The sequence below is a fragment of the Streptomyces katrae genome (assembly GCF_000717655.1).
GTDB lineage: Bacteria > Actinomycetota > Actinomycetes > Streptomycetales > Streptomycetaceae > Streptomyces > Streptomyces katrae_B.
The window spans coordinates 1-15469 of sequence record NZ_JNZY01000044.1 but is presented as its reverse complement, the minus strand read 5'-3'; the positions used below and the strand labels follow the sequence as shown (position 1 = coordinate 15469).

At 73.8% G+C, this 15469-nt stretch carries 12 protein-coding genes; 8 read left to right on the top strand and 4 right to left on the bottom strand.

The window, feature by feature from the left end; translation table 11 throughout:
* Positions 1–158: 158 nt before the first annotated feature.
* The gene (locus IF09_RS0134045) at positions 159–1328 is read left to right on the top strand and encodes an acyl-CoA dehydrogenase family protein (protein ID WP_030302497.1); all 1170 of its coding nucleotides are present in this window, start codon (positions 159–161) and stop codon (positions 1326–1328) included.
* A 9-nt stretch (positions 1329–1337) separates the two neighbouring features.
* Here IF09_RS0134045 and IF09_RS0134040 read toward each other — a convergent pair whose 3' ends face one another.
* The gene (locus IF09_RS0134040; protein WP_030302495.1) at positions 1338–1787 is read right to left on the bottom strand and encodes a cell division protein SepF; all 450 of its coding nucleotides are present in this window, start codon (positions 1785–1787) and stop codon (positions 1338–1340) included.
* Positions 1788–2069: 282 nt separating this feature from the next.
* Between IF09_RS0134040 and IF09_RS0134035 the strand changes: the two genes are divergently transcribed.
* The 4 genes from IF09_RS0134035 (at position 2070) to IF09_RS0134020 (ending at position 6207) form a co-directional block, all read left to right on the top strand.
* Positions 2070–3392, top strand: a complete 1323-nt coding sequence (locus tag IF09_RS0134035; RefSeq protein WP_030302494.1) for a DUF5685 family protein — start codon at positions 2070–2072, stop codon at positions 3390–3392.
* A 94-nt stretch (positions 3393–3486) separates the two neighbouring features.
* Positions 3487–4308 carry a DUF1684 domain-containing protein gene (locus tag IF09_RS0134030; RefSeq protein WP_030302492.1) on the top strand — a complete coding sequence of 274 codons (822 nt, stop codon included), beginning with the start codon at positions 3487–3489 and terminating at the stop codon, positions 4306–4308.
* Between the two features lie 148 nt (positions 4309–4456).
* Positions 4457–5332, top strand: coding sequence for a S1 family peptidase (locus tag IF09_RS0134025; RefSeq protein ID WP_030302491.1), 876 nt, complete (start codon positions 4457–4459; stop codon positions 5330–5332).
* A gap of 101 nt (positions 5333–5433) precedes the next feature.
* Positions 5434–6207: a hypothetical protein gene (locus tag IF09_RS0134020; protein WP_051833388.1), complete on the top strand. Its 774-nt coding sequence runs from the start codon at positions 5434–5436 to the stop codon at positions 6205–6207.
* A gap of 2 nt (positions 6208–6209) precedes the next feature.
* Here the strand turns inward: IF09_RS0134020 and IF09_RS0134015 are convergent, their stop codons facing one another.
* Positions 6210–7073, bottom strand: a complete 864-nt coding sequence (locus IF09_RS0134015; RefSeq protein ID WP_030302487.1) for an alpha/beta fold hydrolase — start codon at positions 7071–7073, stop codon at positions 6210–6212.
* 258 nt (positions 7074–7331) lie between these two features.
* Here IF09_RS0134015 and IF09_RS0134010 point away from each other — a divergent pair, with 258 nt between their 5' ends.
* Together IF09_RS0134010 and IF09_RS0134005 are read left to right on the top strand one after the other, a co-directional pair.
* Positions 7332–10892: a DNA polymerase III subunit alpha gene (locus tag IF09_RS0134010; protein ID WP_199920525.1), complete on the top strand. Its 3561-nt coding sequence runs from the start codon at positions 7332–7334 to the stop codon at positions 10890–10892.
* Positions 10889–11878, top strand: a complete 990-nt coding sequence (locus tag IF09_RS0134005) for a DNA polymerase Y family protein (protein WP_030302484.1) — start codon at positions 10889–10891, stop codon at positions 11876–11878. Before IF09_RS0134010 ends, IF09_RS0134005 begins: the two co-directional genes overlap by 4 nt.
* Before the next feature lie 61 nt (positions 11879–11939).
* Here IF09_RS0134005 and IF09_RS46035 read toward each other — a convergent pair whose 3' ends face one another.
* Positions 11940–13079: an acyl-CoA dehydrogenase family protein gene (locus tag IF09_RS46035; RefSeq protein ID WP_051833386.1), complete on the bottom strand. Its 1140-nt coding sequence runs from the start codon at positions 13077–13079 to the stop codon at positions 11940–11942.
* Between the two features lie 202 nt (positions 13080–13281).
* Here IF09_RS46035 and IF09_RS0133995 point away from each other — a divergent pair, with 202 nt between their 5' ends.
* On the top strand, positions 13282–14148 hold the full coding sequence (locus IF09_RS0133995) for an esterase/lipase family protein (protein ID WP_030302480.1): 867 nt from the start codon (positions 13282–13284) through the stop codon (positions 14146–14148).
* 49 nt (positions 14149–14197) lie between these two features.
* Here the strand turns inward: IF09_RS0133995 and IF09_RS0133990 are convergent, their stop codons facing one another.
* Positions 14198–15241, bottom strand: coding sequence for a lytic polysaccharide monooxygenase (locus tag IF09_RS0133990; protein WP_030302478.1), 1044 nt, complete (start codon positions 15239–15241; stop codon positions 14198–14200).
* Positions 15242–15469 lie beyond the last annotated feature (228 nt).

Here is a 15469-nt window from a genome sequence, read left to right as displayed (position 1 = left end):
CTCCTCCCCCCGTCCCGCCCCTTCCCGAAACCGGGGCTCCGCCCCAGACCTCGCGCTCACACGCCGGCGGGGCTGAAAGGCGGGGGTGGACCGCGGGCGAGTGCGGGGACAAACTTGCACCGCTAGGTTTTGAAACGCAGGTCCCATCAGGAGGCGCCGTGCCCTTCGTACCCACCGATCCGCTCGGGCTCGACGAGCTCCTCGCGCCCGAGGACCTCGCCATCCGCGACACCGTCCGCGGCTGGGCCGCCGACCGCGTGCTCCCGCACATCGCCGGCTGGTACGAGAGCGGCGAGCTGCCCGGCATCCGGGAGCTGGCCAGGGAGCTCGGCGGGCTCGGGGCCCTCGGGATGTCGCTGGAGGGGTACGGCTGCGCCGGGGCCTCCGCCGTCCAGTACGGGCTCGCCTGCCTCGAGCTGGAAGCCGCCGACTCCGGGATCCGGTCCCTCGTCTCGGTGCAGGGCTCGCTCGCCATGTACGCGATCTGGAAGTACGGCTCCGAGGAGCAGAAGCAGCGCTGGCTCCCCGGCATGGCCGCCGGCGAGCTGATCGGCTGCTTCGGGCTGACCGAGCCCGACATCGGCTCCGACCCGGCCTCCATGCGCACGTACGCCAAGCGCGACGGCACCGACTGGGTGCTGCGCGGGCGCAAGATGTGGATCACCAACGGCAGCGTCGCGGCCGTGGCCGTCGTGTGGGCGCAGACCGACGAGGGGATCCGAGGGTTCGCCGTCCCCACCGACTCGGCCGGGTTCTCCGCGCCCGAGATCAAGCACAAGTGGTCGCTCCGGGCGTCCGTGACGAGCGAACTCGTGATGGACGACGTGCGGCTGCCCGCCGATGCGGTGCTTCCGGGGGTCACCGGGATCAAGGGGCCGCTGGGCTGCCTCAGCCACGCGCGGTACGGGATCGTCTGGGGGGCCATGGGCGCGGCGCGCGCCAGCTTCGAGGCCGCGCTCGACTACGCGCGGACGCGGGAGCAGTTCGGCAGGCCCATCGGCGGTTTTCAGCTCACCCAGGCGAAGCTCGCCGACATGGCGCTGGAACTCCACAAGGGCATCCTGCTCGCCCACCACCTGGGGCGGCGGATGGATGCGGGCACCCTGCGGCCGGAGCAGATCAGTTTCGGGAAGCTCAACAACGTCCGCGAGGCCATCGACATCTGCCGCACCGCGCGGACCATCCTCGGCGCCAACGGGATCTCGCTCGAATACCCCGTCATGCGGCACGCCACGAACCTCGAGTCGGTGCTCACCTACGAGGGCACCGTCGAGATGCACCAGTTGGTGCTGGGCAAGGCGCTCACCGGGCTCGACGCCTTCCGGTGAGGGCCCTGCTCAGCTCTGGTTGAAGAAGTCGCGTGAACGGCCGGCGGGCTCGCCGTTCACGATCTGGGTGTCGGCCGGGGTCAGCAGGAAGACCCTGGTCGCCACCCGCTCGATCGAGCCGCGCAGGCCGAAGGTCAGGCCGGCCGCGAAGTCGACCACGCGCTTGGCGTCGGCCGGGTCCATCGACGACAGGTTCACGATCACCGGGACGCCCTCGCGGAACAGTTCGCCGATGCCGCGCGCGTCGCGGAAGCCGTCCGGGGTGACCGTCGCGATGCGCCGGCCCTGCTCGACGGCCGACTCCGACGCGACCTTGACCCGGGGGTCGGTGACCCACTGGTCGCCGGGGCCCGAGACGGAACCCTGCGCGGCCTCCGCGTAGTCGTCGTCGTAGTAACGCTCGTCGTCGCTGTCCTCCACGAGACCCAACCAGGCACTCGCCTTGCGTACCGAACCCATGGACGCCTCCTTTCACCGCAGTCAGTTGTCTTCTCTCCGCTGCCCCTATGGTCGTCCATGATGCTGACAACGCGCCAAGTGGATAGCCGCCGCGCAGGGGTTTCGTGACGGTACTGGTGCAGAACATCCGTTGCACCGTCAAGGATCCTGACGGCTACCACTGCTGTCTGAGTGAAAATACGACTGCTGCTGCCGTGTGGGTGACCGACAGGGGCGTACGAGTGAACGATCCGGCTCGATACGATGCGCATCACGCACGCGCATGACACACGGGGGACCGGTTTGTTCGGCATCGTCAGACCCTGCACGCACCGGCTGGGGGAGCGGTTCAAGACGGAGTGGATGGCCCATCTCTGTGGGCTGTGCCTGGCACTTCGCGGGGACCACGGGCAGTTCGCCCGCATCGTCACCAACTACGACGGGCTGCTCGTCTCCGTTCTGACGGAGGCTCAGTCAGGGCCGGCACCCGGCTCGCGGCGCACCGCCGGCCCCTGCCCGCTGCGCGGGATGCGCACCGCCGCGGTGGCCAAGGGCGAGGGTGCGCGGCTCGCGGCCGCCGTCTCGCTCGTGCTCGCCTCGGCGAAGGTACGGGACCACGTGGCGGACCGGGACGGGCTGTTGGCCCGCGCGCCCATAGCCGCCGCCGCGCGCAAGGTGGCCCGCGGCTGGGACCGGGCCGGCGCCCGCACCGGGGCCTCGCTCGGCTTCGACACGGCGGTCCTCGTCGACGCCGTGGACCGGCAGGCCGGCATCGAGATGCTGGCCGGCCCCGGCACGCCGGTGCTCGTCGTGACCGAGCCCACGGAGACCGCGACGGCCGCCGCCTTCGCCCATACCGCGCAGCTGGCGGGACGTCCAGGCAACGCGCCCGCGCTCGCCGAGGCCGGCCGCTACTTCGGGCGCCTCGCGCACCTGCTGGACGCCGTCGAGGACCAGGCCGCGGACGCCGCCGCAGGTGCCTGGAACCCCCTGACGGCCACCGGGACCCCGCTCACCGAGGCCCGGAGGCTGGCCGACGACGCCCTGCACGGCATCAGGCTGGCGCTGCGCGAGGTCGAGTTCGCCGACGCCGGGCTGGCCCACCGGCTGCTCGTGCACGAGCTGAAGACCTCCGTGGACCGGGCCTTCGGGGTCACGGGCTGCGGACACGCGGGCATGAACGCCGCGGGGCAGGGCGGGTACGGGGCGCCGCCGCAGGGGTACGGCCCGGGCCAGGCGGGCCCGTACGGCAGCGGCCCGTACGCGGGCACCCCGTACGACGGTCAGGGCGCCCAGGGCGGGAACCCGTACGGCGGGAATCCGTACGGGGGCGGCGCGGGCGGGCCCGGCGGCCCCTGGACACCCGGGCCGCCCATGGGGCCCGGCGGCGGCCTTCCCCCGCAGAAGCCGCGCCGCGGGCTGCTCGCCGGCTGCGCCGTGTCCATCGGGCTGTTCTGCACCTGCCAGCTGTGCTGCGCCGAGCACGAGGGCCCGTGGTCCCGGCAGAAGCGGGACCCGTGGTGCGATGCCTGCGAGTGCGGCAACGGCTGCCCGGACTGCAGCGGCTGCTGCGACTGCTGCAACTGTGACGGGTGCTGCTGCGACGGCTGTGGCTGCGACTGCTGATTCCGCAGGGGCTTGAAGGCCCGTCAGATGCGCACGGGGCCGGACGGCGTACAGGGAGATTCCCGTCCGGGCCCGTGTGGAAGGGTTGAGCGGCATGAGCGATGACGCAGATGATCCGAAGACAGCCTGGCGGAAATGGCACGAGCATCGGGTGGCTTCCGTGTCCGTCCCCTACGGCCCCCTCTCCCTCATCGGCACCCACTGGCTCTCCGACCACCCAGAAGGTCGAATTCCGGCCGTTCCGGGGCGCTGGCGCGCCACCGAGGGCGGGGTGGCGCTGACCGCCTCCGCCGAGGACGGTCTCAGCCTCGACGGCGAGCCCTTCGCCGGTGACGCCGTCCTGGCCGCCGACCAGGCCCCGCCCGCGCGCTCCCGGATCGCCGCCGCGCAAGACGTCCGGATCACGGTGATCCGGCGCGAGGGGGAGTGGGCGGTACGGGTCTTCGACCCCGCCTCCGCGGCGCGCCGGGCCTTCGCCGGCATCGAGGCCGCCCCGTACGATCCGGACTTCGTGCTGCCGGGGCGCTTCCGGCCGTACGGCGAGGACCGGATCGTCCAGGTGGCGAACGCCGACGGGCGGGAGCGCGGGTTCGGCCTCGGCGGTGAGCTGAGCTTCGCGTACCGGGGCGCCGAACACACCCTCCAGGTCGCCGTCGACGAGGACGACGGCAGCCTCTGGGCCGTGATGGGCGATGCCACCGGAGGGGGTTCCAGCTACCGCTTCCGCTTCCTCAGGCCGGGAGTTCCCGACCCGGTGGACGGCTCGATCACCGTCGACCTCAACCGGACCGTGCTGCCGCCCTGCGCGTTCGCGGACCACTTCATCTGCCCGTTCCCGCCCCCTGGGAACACCCTGCCCTTCGAGGTCGCGGCGGGCGAGCGGAGGCTGAAAGATGCCCTTGCCGCCCGAATCTGACGCCGAGACACTCCCGACAGCGCCTTCCGGGGGCTTGTCAGGGGCACGACGAAATCCTGTGCGCCCGCCGTACCCCCGGCTGCGCCTCACGGGCTCCGGCGCCCCCCACTGTCCGCCGGGCCCCCGATCCCTCCCGGGAGGACGAGAAGTGAGGATCAAGAGCATCACCCGTACCCGGCTGCTCGCCGTGGCCGCCGGCCTGGCAGCCGTCGCCGGGCTGGCCGCCCCCACCGCGGCGAGCGCGGACAGCGGCTTCAGCGCAGCACGGCTCGCTGCGGCCGGCGCCTCCGTCCAGCGTGCCGACGTCGCCGGCACCGCCTGGTACACCGACCCCGCCAGCGGGACCCTCGTGGTCACCGCCGACTCCACCGTCACCGCCGCGGACCTCGCCAGGATCCGTACCGAGGCCGGAGCCGACGCCGCGGCGCTGCGCATCGAACGGACCCCCGGCAAACTGCGCAAGCTGACCTCCGGCGGCGACGCCATCTACACCTCCGGCTGGCGCTGCTCGCTCGGCTTCAACGTGCGCAGCGGGAGCACGTACTACGTGCTGACCGCCGGGCACTGCACCGACGGCGCCGGCACCTGGTGGACCAACTCCTCGCACACCACCACGGTCGGCGCGACCGTGGGCTCGAGCTTCCCGAACAACGACTACGGTCTCGTCCGCTACGACAACACCACCCTGGCCCACTCGGGCACCGTCGGCAGCCAGGACATCACCAGCGCCGCCAACGCCACCGTCGGGATGTCCGTGACCCGGCGCGGCTCCACCACCGGCACCCACAGCGGCTCGGTGACCGGCCTCAACGCCACCGTCAACTACGGCGGCGGCGACATCGTCTACGGCATGATCCGCACCAACGTCTGCGCCGAGCCCGGCGACAGCGGCGGCCCGCTCTACTCCGGCACCCGCGCGATCGGCCTCACCTCGGGCGGCAGCGGCGACTGCTCGTCGGGTGGAACGACCTTCTTCCAGCCCGTCGTCGAGGCCCTCAACGCCTATGGCGTGAGCGTCTACTGACGGGGCGGGCGGGCGCGATCCCGCCCGGACCCGGCACAATCATGAGCCCCCGCCCGAACTCCCGGGCGGGGGCCCGTGATTGAGGGAGTGAGGCGGCGCTCATGAGCAGTGCACCATCCGGCCGGGGCGGCTCCGTTTCCGATGCGCAGCGACGCATCCGGCGCAATCCCTGGCTGTTCACCGCGCCCCTGGTGCTGCTGTGCCTGCTCGTCGCCGTCCTCGTCTGGGAGGTCGTCCGCGGCAACCTGTCCGAGGCGACGCGCGCCCACTGGCCCTGGCGGCTGCGGCTGATGCCCGAGGAACCCCTGGCCAGCCTGCTGGCCGTGGCGGCCGGCGCCGTGCTCGCCCGCGCCCAGTACGCCCGTACGGTGCGGCCGGTGCTGGGGTGGCGCTCCGAGTACGTGGCGGGGGAGCTGCCGGGCGAGGCGAAGGCCTGGGTCACGGGCATCCTCAACGGTGGCCAGCACAATGCGGGGCTGCACCGCGCCGACTACTTCCTGGTGATGGACGGCGATCCGCACGACGGGCCGATTCCCGAGCAGGCGTGGATGAGCCTGCGCGAGGCCGGCGAGCGACTCGGCGCGGTGGGGCTGCGGCCCGCGGCGGACTTCCGCCTCGTCACGCTCGGGGCGGGATTTCCGCTGGTGGCGACCGGTACGTACGAGACCATACGGGTGGGGGTGTTCTCGAAGCGGTTCATCGACGAGGTGCGGGCGTTCCACCTGCGCATCCAGGTCGTGGACAGCGTCGGGGACATGCACGAGCGGATCATCGACTGCCTCAAGGGGGCCCGGGAAGCGGTGGCCGCGCCCGTGGAGCAGCCCCGGGCGACCCCGCCCGTGCCCGTGCCGCGGACCGGGGCGCCCGCCGAATGAACCTAGGCCGGCAGCCAGTCCAGCGCGTCCGAGAGGGCGTACTGGGCCGCGAAATGGCCGGCTCCGGGCGCGAGCACCGCCGTGCTGTGCCCGATGTGCTGCGCCAGCCAGTGGAAATGGCCCACCGGTGAGAACACGTCCGCGGCGCCGTGCCAGAGCATGACCCGGCCGGTGATCCCACCCGGCTCGAACCCCCAGGGCCGGCAGAACGCGAGGGAGTCGTCCAGCCAGCCGTACGCGGAAGTCCGCAGCGCCTCGCGGAAGTTGTCCAGGACGGACCGGCGTACCCGGTCGTCGGCCAGGACCGCCAGGTCCACGGCGGGGAGGTCCCCGCGCAGGTCCTCGATCAGCCGGCCCGGATCGCGGCGGATCTCCGCCGCCCGGGGTGTGAGGTGCAGCTCCAGAGCCACCGGGTCGCGGTCCGCGAGGGCGTAGTGCTCCACGTTGTACGGGGTCATGCCGGCGTACCAGTCGAGTCCGGTGCCGTCGCGCGGCGCGAGACCGACCAGGCAGGCCGTCGCCGTCACCCGGTCGGGGAGCAGGGCCGCGCAGGCGAGGGCGTGCGGACCGCCCCCGGACCGGCCGACGACCGCGAAGCGGCCGATGCCCAGGGCATCCGCGACGGCGGCGGAGTCGGCGGCCGCGTCGGCCACGCGCCGCCCCGGTGCCCGGCCGGACTCCCCGTAGCCGGGCCGGTCGTAGGCGAAGAAGCGTACGTGGGGATGGCGCTCGGCGGCGTCGCCGAGCGCGACGCCGAGGCGGCTGCCCGGCATGCCGTGGTGCAGCAGGACCGGTGAGCCGTCGGGAGCCCCCCACTCCTGCGCGATCAGCTTCCGCCCGTCGCCCCGGCTCACCTCGATGCGCATCCCGGTCCCCTCCCGCTCCGACGCCCCGCTCCTGCGATGGAAGCACGGGTCGCGCGGAGGGGAGAGGGAAACGAGGGAACGACGCGGCGAGCGCGCGTGCCGGACCCCGCCGGCCGAGGCCGCCGCCTGGGCGGGCCCGGACACCGAGCGGATCGACGCGGGCTGACGTGTGGATCATGCCGGCTCGGCCTGATCCACACCCTCGTGCGGAGGCTGGACCATCGAACGAATGTTTCGCACGGATATTCGAATTGCTCTATGGTGGAGACGGGGGTGGTGTTCACGTTCGAGCGAAGCAGGAGGCCGCGGGTGCCTGGTTTTACGCATCTGCACACCGTTTCGGGGTTCTCCATGCGCTACGGAGGCTCCCACCCCGAACGGCTGGCGGAGCGAGCCGTCGAGCGGGGCATGGACGCCCTCGCCCTGACCGACCGCGACACCCTCGCGGGGGCGGTGCGGTTCGCGAAGGCCTGCGCGAAGGCCGGGATCCGGCCCCTGTTCGGGGCCGACCTGGCCGTGTCGCACGCCCCTGCACCCGCGGCGGGCCGTGCCCGCCCGGGCGGATCCGGGCACGGCGGCACCGGAGAGGCGTCCTCCCGGCGGCGGACCCCCGTCGCGGGCGGCGCCTTCGTCGACGAGTCCGCACCCCGGGCCACCTTCCTGGCCCGCGACGGCGCCACCGGCTGGGCCGAACTGTGCAGGATGGTCACGGCGGCCCACGCGGGCACCGGCGGCGCGGCCCAGGCCCAGCCCGTCGTCCCCTGGGCGGAACTGCGCGGCCTCGGGGTCTGCGTACTGCTCGGGCCCGGGTCCGAGGTGGGGCGGGCGCTCGCCGCCGGCCGTCCGGACCGGGCCGCCCGGCTCCTCGCGCCCTGGCGGGAGGTCTACGGGGACTCGCTGCGCCTGGAGGCCGTCCACCACGGCCGCACCGGCACCGGCCCCGGCTCGCTGCGCCTGGCCGCCCGTACGGTCGGCTTCGCCGCCGAGCAGGGCGTCCCGGCCGTGCTCACCAACGCCGTCCGGTATGCCGACCCCGGCCAGGGTCCGGTCGCCGACATCCTCGACTCGGCCCGCCGCCTCGTCCCCGTCGACCCCCGTGGCCCCCTCGACGGCGGCGAGCGCTGGCTCAAGGACCCCGCCGCCATGGCCGAGACCGCCGACCGGATCGCGCGGGCCGCCGGCCTGCACCCCGCCGACGCGCGCCGGCTGCTCGCGGAGACCCGGCGTACCGCCGAGGCCTGCTCGGTGGACCCCGAGGACGACCTCGGCATCGGCTCCGTGCACTTCCCCGAGGCCCACCTCGTCGGCGCGGCCCACCGCACCGCGCAGCGGGTCCTGGCCTCCCGGGCCTCCGCCGGCATGGTGCTGCGCGGCTACGCCGACGACCGCGCGTACTGGGAGCGGATGCACCACGAGCTGGACATCATCGCCTACCACGGCTACGCCTCGTACTTCCTGACGGTCGCTCAAGTCGTGGACGACGTACGCGCCATGGGCATCCGGGTGGCTGCCCGGGGCTCCGGCGCCGGCTCCCTCGTCAACCACCTCCTCGGCATCGCCCACGCCGACCCCGTCGAGCAGGGCCTGCTGATGGAGCGCTTCCTGTCCAAGCGCCGCCGGGTCCTGCCCGACATCGACATCGACGTGGAGTCCGCCCGCCGGCTGGAGGTCTACCGGCGGATCATCGACCGCTTCGGCACCGAGCGCGTCGCCACCGTCTCCATGCCCGAGACCTACCGGGTCCGGCACGCGATCCGCGACGTCGGCGCCGCCCTGTCCATGGACCCGGCCACCGTCGACCGGCTCGCCAAGGCCTTCCCGCACATCCGGGCCCGCGACGCCCGCGCGGCCCTGGCCGAACTGCCCGAACTGCGCGATGTGCGCGGCGAGGAGCACGGGCGGCTGTGGGAGCTCGTCGAGGCGCTGGACGGGCTGCCGCGCGGGATCGCCATGCACCCGTGCGGGGTGCTGCTCTCCGACGCCTCGCTGCTGGAGCGTACCCCCGTGGTGCCGACCAGCGGCGAGGGGTTCCCGATGTCCCAGTTCGACAAGGACGACGTGGAGGACCTCGGGCTGCTCAAGCTCGACGTGCTGGGCGTGCGGATGCAGTCCGCGATGGCACATGCCGTCGCGGAGATCCGGCGCGGTACGGGGGAAGAGCTCGACCTGGACGACCCGGCGCAGGTCCCGCCGGGCGACGGGCCCACGTACGAGCTGATCCGCTCGGCCGAGACGCTGGGCTGCTTCCAGATCGAGTCGCCGGGCCAGCGCGACCTGGTGGGGCGGCTCCAGCCGTCGACCTTCCACGACCTGGTCGTCGACATCTCGCTGTTCCGGCCCGGCCCGGTCGCCGCCGACATGGTGCGGCCGTTCATCGAGGCGCGGCACGGGCGGGCCCCGGTCCGTTTCCCGCACGAGCACCTGGCGGAGGCGCTGCGCGAGACGTACGGGGTGGTGGTCTTCCACGAGCAGATCATCGAGATCGTCCACGTCATGACGGGCTGCGGGCGCGACGAGGCGGACCGGGTGCGGCGCGGGCTCTCCGACCCGGAGTCGCAGGCGCGGATCAAGGTATGGTTCGCGGTGAAGGCGGGCGAACGGGGCTACTCGGCCGAGGTGATCGGCCGGACCTGGGAGATCGTCGAGGCGTTCGGCTCGTACGGCTTCTGCAAGGCGCACGCGGTGGCCTTCGCCGTGCCGACGTACCAGTCGGCATGGCTGAAGGCGCACCACCCGGCCGCTTTCTATGCCGGGCTGCTCACGCACGACCCGGGGATGTACCCGAAGCGGCTGCTGCTGGCGGACGCGCGGCGCCGGGGCGTGCCGGTGCTGCCGCTGGACGTGAACCGGTCGGCGGTCGCCCACCGGATCGAACTGGTGTCCGAAGCTGGGGCTCCTGCGGTGTGGGGGCTCCGGCTGGCCCTGGCCGACGTCCACGGCATCAGCGAGGCCCAGGCGCTCCGGATCGAGGAAGGGCAGCCGTACGGATCGCTGCGCGACTTCTGGGACCGGGCGCACCCGGGCCGGCCCGTCGCCCAGAGGCTCGCCCAGGTCGGGGCGTTGGACGCCTTCGGCGCCAACCGGCGCGACCTGCTGCTGCACGTGGCCGAGCTGCACGGCACGCAGCGCTCGGCGGGTGCCCGGCCGGGCAGCGTCCAGCTCCCGCTGGGCGGCGGGCGGTCGACGGCCCCGGTCGGCCTGCCCGACCTGAACGAGGCGGAGCGGCTCAGCGCGGAGCTGGGCGTGCTCGGCATGGACGCCTCGCGGCACCTGATGGAGGACCACCACGCCTTCCTGGCGGAACTGGGTGCCGTCCCCGCCAGCAGGCTCCGCGAGGTCGAGCACGGCCGGACGGTACTGGTCGCAGGGGCCAAGGCGGCCACCCAGACCCCGCCGATCCGGTCCGGGAAGCGGGTCGTCTTCACCACGCTGGACGACGGGACGGGCCTGGTCGACCTGGCCTTCTTCGACGACAGCCACGAGGCGTGCGCGCACACCGTCTTCCACTCGTTCCTGCTGCTGGTGCGGGGCGTCGTCCAGCGGCGCGGACCGCAGAGCCTGAGCGTGGTCGGCGCGGCGGCCTGGGACTTGGCCGAGCTGGTGGAACTGCGGGCGGCGGGCGGGCTGGACGCGGTCGCGGCCCGCCTGGCGGAGCCGCTGCCGGGTGCCGGGGACACATCCGGCCCCGCCGGCTCGGGGCGCCGCATCCACCTGCCCACCGGGTACGAGATGAACCCGTGGGCCGACCTCCAGCCGGCCGGCGACCGCGCCGCGACCGGCCGCAAGCTGTGGCACTCCAGCCCGGGGAGCGCGGGATGACCCCGGCCAACGGCGTCCTGCACGTACGGTGCGCTCCGGCGCTGACCGAGGAGGGGTACCGCGAAGTCCTGGAACTCCTGCGGGAGTTCTCCCCGACGGTGCAGGCCCTGCCGCCCCGGGCCGCGCTGGTGCACGTACGCGGCGCCCGGCGGTACTTCGGGGCGGACGCCTGCCGGATCGCCGAGCTGGTACGGCTGCGCGCGGTCGCCCGGCTGGGCACGGACGTACGGATCGGGGTCGCCGGGACCTGGGCGGTGGCGGCGACGGCCTCCGCCCGGGTGCCCGGACCCGGCGGCGTCCTGGCCGTGCCGGAGGGCGGGGTCGGCGCCTTCCTCGGGCCGCTGCCGGTGGAGGCCCTGCACGGCATCGGCCCCAAGCAGGCGGAGGCACTGCGCGGGTACGGGCTGCACACGGTCGGCGCGGTCGCGGCCGTCTCCCCGGGCACCGTCGAACGGATCCTGGGCCGGCGGGCGGGCCGGCTGGCCGCGGAGCGCGCCCGCGGGATCGACCCGCGCCCCGTCACCCCGAAGGACCTGCCCGCGTCGGCCGCCGTCCGCAGCGGCTTCACCCGGCACGAGCTCGACGGCCCGCACGCCCGGGCCGTGCTCCTCGGCCTGGTGGTCCGGCTGGGTGCGGTACTGCGCGGCCGCCGTCAGGCCGCCCGGTCCCTGTCGCTGACCCTGCAGTTCGCCGGTGGCACCCGCTGGGAGCGGACCCGGCGGCTCACGGAGGCGTCCGCGCACGACGAGGACCTGAGGGCGGCGGCGTACCGCCTGCTGGACGCGGCCGGGCTGCAACGGGCCCGGCTGACCGGCATGGTGCTGCGCGCCGAGGACCTCACGGACGCCGAGCGGGTGCCCCGGCAGATCTCGCTGGACCCGGTCCGCGAGGCCCGCCTGACGGTGGAGGCGGCCGTCGACCGCGCGAACGCCCGCTTCGGCCCGGGCACGGTCCGCCCGGCCGCCACCTTCCACAGGGCCGCTTAGGGGGTGTCTGACGGATCAGGGTCGGACAGCCCGGGTCCGACCCTGATCCGTCAGACACCCCCTAGCGGTCGCCCTGCAGCCCGACCAGCAGGCGCCGGGCCATTTCGGTGCGGAGCCGGGAGGTCTGGGCCTGGATCAGGTGGAACTGGGCCTCGCGGGCGAGGCGGCCGGCGGTGTTCCCGTACGAGATCGCCCGGCCACCCGTCGCGGCGACGCAGGCGGTGGCCGCCCGTACACCGAGCTCCAGGGCGGCCGCCCGGAGCGCCAGCCGGTCCTCGACCCGCTCCTCCGGCGGGAGTTCGTCGCGCAGGGCGTAGGCCTCCGAGCGCAGCCGGGCCGCCTCGTGCGCCACCCGGTGGCCGAGCTCCTCGTACGCGCTGCCTGCGGCGGGGGCCGACCGCAGAAGGAAGTCGGCCGCGGCGCGCACATGGCCGAACACGGCGGGGTGGGCGTTCGCGTTCTCGAGGTCGTATGCACGGGCCCACTCCGCCCGGGGCCGTACGGAGACCACCGCGCTCCGCGGGACGAGGACGTCGCGTACCTCCACCGCCACCGTGCGGGTGCCGTTCATCGCCCACAGCGGCGCGGATCCGCCCGCGACCAGCCCGGGGTCGCCGTCCGGCCCGCAGGCCACGGCAGCGAACAGCACCCGGTCGTCCGGGGCGAGGGCCCCCAGGTACACCACGTCGGTGAGGCCCCAGCCGGTCATCCAGGGCACCCGGCCGCGCAGCCGCCACCCGTCGGCGACCGGTTCGGCGGTGACGGGCGGCCGGGCGTGCCGCAAGAAGGCGAAACCGGCCGTGCCCCGCCTGGCACCCGAGGCGAGCGCGGGCGCCCACTGCTCGCGCAGCGCGGCCGCCTCCGCCCCGGTGGCCGCGTCAAGTGCCTTCACGAGGGCGAAGTGCTGGGTGTGCACGAACCACGTGGACGGGTCCGCCGCCGACAGCAACTCGTTCACCTCGCGGACCACTTGACGCGTGGTCAGCCCGCTCTCGGGGCGGGGTGTGTGGCCGAGCGCCCCGTACGCGCCGCAGCGGGCGAGGGCGTCGAGGTGCGAACGCGGCACGCCCTCCTGGGCGGTCTCCTCCGCGACGGGCCCCAGCGTGCCCACGGCGACCTCGGCGACCGCGGAAACGAGCGGGTCGGCCGCCAGATCGGGCGGGGTGGCCAGGGCCGTGCCCGCACCGGGAGCCCACTGCATCCGATCACTCACCTCGCGCGGAGTAGGGGTCTCCATTGTCCCGGGGGCGTGCGGGGGCAGGGGGCGACACGCATTTTTTACTGACGCGTAACTTCCAAGTTTTACTACTCGCCCGTAATTTGGCCGAAGCAGCACCCCCTTGTGATCCGGATCACGGGACGAACCCCCACGTCTTTCCCTGACCCATCAAGGAGATCACTCGATGCTGCCCTGGCGACGCCTGCTCCGCCCGCTGGCCGTCCTCACCCTCGCCGCTGCCGCCCTCGTCGCCCCCACCGGCGCCGCGCAGGCCGCGTCCGCACCCAGCAGCGGCTGGAACAACTGGTCCTGCAAGCCCTCCGCCGCCCATCCCCGCCCCGTCGTCCTCGTCCACGGCACGTTCGGGAACTCCGTCGACAACTGGCTCGGATTCGCCCCCTACCTCGTCCACCGCGGCTACTGCGTCTACTCGCTCGACTACGGGCAGCTGCCCGGCGTGCCCTTCTTCAACGGGCTCGGCCCCATCGACAAGTCCGCCGGGCAGCTCGACGTCTTCGTGGACAAGGTGCTGGCCTCCACCGGAGCCGCGAAGACCGACATCGTCGGCCACTCGCAGGGCGGCATGATGCCGAACTACTACCTCAAGTTCCTCGGCGGTGCCCCCAAGGTCAACGCCCTGGTCGGGCTCGCCCCCGACAACCACGGCACCACCCTGAGCGGACTCACCCAGCTGCTCCCCTACTTCCCCGGCGCCGAGGACCTGATCAGCTCCGCGACCCCGGGGCTGGCCGACCAGATCGCCGGATCCCCCTTCGTCACCAAGCTGAACGCCGGCGGGGACACCGTCCCCGGGGTCCAGTACACCGTCATCGCGACCAAGTACGACGAGGTCGTCACGCCCTACCGGAGCGCTTTCCTCGAGGGGACCGGCTCCAACGTACGGAACGTCGTGCTCCAGGACCTGTGCCCCCTGGACCTCTCCGAGCACGTCGCCATCGGACTCACCGACCGGATCGCCTGGCACGAGGCGGTCAACGCCCTCGACCCGGCGCACGCCTCCCGCACCACCTGCGCGTCGGTCTTCGAGTGACGATGCCGACGCACAGGCAGTCCCGCCGGACCAGCCGGTCCGACACCCCCTAGCGGCCGTGCCGGCCCGGCGTCGTCGCACGGCGTCGGGCCACGCCGAACAGCACGGCCGCACCGAGGGCCAGCACGCCGGCCCCGGCGATCGCGATCGCCGGGGTGGCGCTGCCGCCACCGGTCTCGGCCAGGTTGGTGGTGCCCGCGGAGGACTCCGACGGGACCGGGGCGAGGGCGGTGCTGCCGTTCGTCCTCGGGTCGTTGTCGCCGTGGCCGTTGTGCTCCACCGTGGACTTGCCCTCGCCGTCGGCGATCTGCTGGTCCGTCGGGGCCTTGGGCACGTCCGAGGGGCGGTCGGCGGAAGGCTTGGCGCTCGGCTTCGTACTCGGCTTCGTACTCGGCGTGGTGCCGGTGCCGCCACCGTTGCCGCCCGTGCCTGCGCTCGCGCCGCTCCCGCCGTTGTCCTTGCCGAACACCACGTCGGAGCAGGTGTAGAAGGCCTCCGGGCTGTCCGAGCGCTGCCAGATGCTGTAGATCAGGTGCCGCCCGGACTTGTTCGGCACGCTGCCGGAGAAGACGTAGTCCCCGTTCTGCATGCCCGGGTCGGTGGCCTGCGCGAACGGTGCCGGCTCCAGGTCGGACCACTTCAGCGGCTTCGCCGGGTCGTAGCCGTCCTTCGTGATGTACAGCTCGAAGGAGCCCTTGTGGGGGGCGGTCCCCTTGTACCGGAACGTGTGCTCGCCCGCGGACATCGGGCCGGCCGGCCAGTCGGCGCGGGCCAGGTCCAGACCCCGGTACTTGTCGTTGCCCGCGGAGCAGAGCTGGCCGTTCGGGATCAACGCCCGGTGGTTGCCGGCCGCGTTGGCGATGTTGACCGCGTTCCAGTCGTAGAACGCCTGCGCGCCGCTCGCCGCCACCGCGGCCTTGCAGGCCGCCGACTTCGGCGACTCCGGCCCCTCCGCGTAGCAGGCCGCCACCCGGCTGACCGGGTCCGTCATCGAGCCGTGGGCGGCCGCCGGCCCTGCTGCGTACGCGGCCACCGCGAGCGGGGCCAGGCCGGCTGCGGCGATACGGGTCACGGTGCGGCGGCGTGCGGGCATGGGTGGATCTCCTTCGGAGCGGCGGTGCGGGCACCACGGTCGTGGGTGCGCCGGGAGCGCCGGGAACCGGGCTGGGCGGCGCCGCCCCCCGTCGGGTCCGGCGCCGCCTCAGGCCTCCCTGGCCCCGCCAAGCTAACCCTCCGCACCAGCGGTTCCACCCCTTTCGGGGCCGTCCCGAAGATCCTTAGGGTCCGCTTAAGGCAGCGGTAAGCAGGGCCTCAGGAAGGG

Coding starts and splice junctions, on each gene's coding strand:
- IF09_RS0134040 (WP_030302495.1), bottom strand. CDS start 1,787: ATGGGTTCGGTACGCAAGGCGAGTGCCTGGTTGGGTCTCGTGGAGGAC.
- IF09_RS0134030 (WP_030302492.1), top strand. CDS start 3,487: ATGAGCGATGACGCAGATGATCCGAAGACAGCCTGGCGGAAATGGCAC.
- IF09_RS0134020 (WP_051833388.1), top strand. CDS start 5,434: ATGAGCAGTGCACCATCCGGCCGGGGCGGCTCCGTTTCCGATGCGCAG.
- IF09_RS0134015 (WP_030302487.1), bottom strand. CDS start 7,073: ATGCGCATCGAGGTGAGCCGGGGCGACGGGCGGAAGCTGATCGCGCAG.
- IF09_RS0134010 (WP_199920525.1), top strand. CDS start 7,332: ATGGTGGAGACGGGGGTGGTGTTCACGTTCGAGCGAAGCAGGAGGCCG.
- IF09_RS0134005 (WP_030302484.1), top strand. CDS start 10,889: ATGACCCCGGCCAACGGCGTCCTGCACGTACGGTGCGCTCCGGCGCTG.
- IF09_RS46035 (WP_051833386.1), bottom strand. CDS start 13,079: ATGCAGTGGGCTCCCGGTGCGGGCACGGCCCTGGCCACCCCGCCCGAT.
- IF09_RS0133995 (WP_030302480.1), top strand. CDS start 13,282: ATGCTGCCCTGGCGACGCCTGCTCCGCCCGCTGGCCGTCCTCACCCTC.
- IF09_RS0133990 (WP_030302478.1), bottom strand. CDS start 15,241: ATGCCCGCACGCCGCCGCACCGTGACCCGTATCGCCGCAGCCGGCCTG.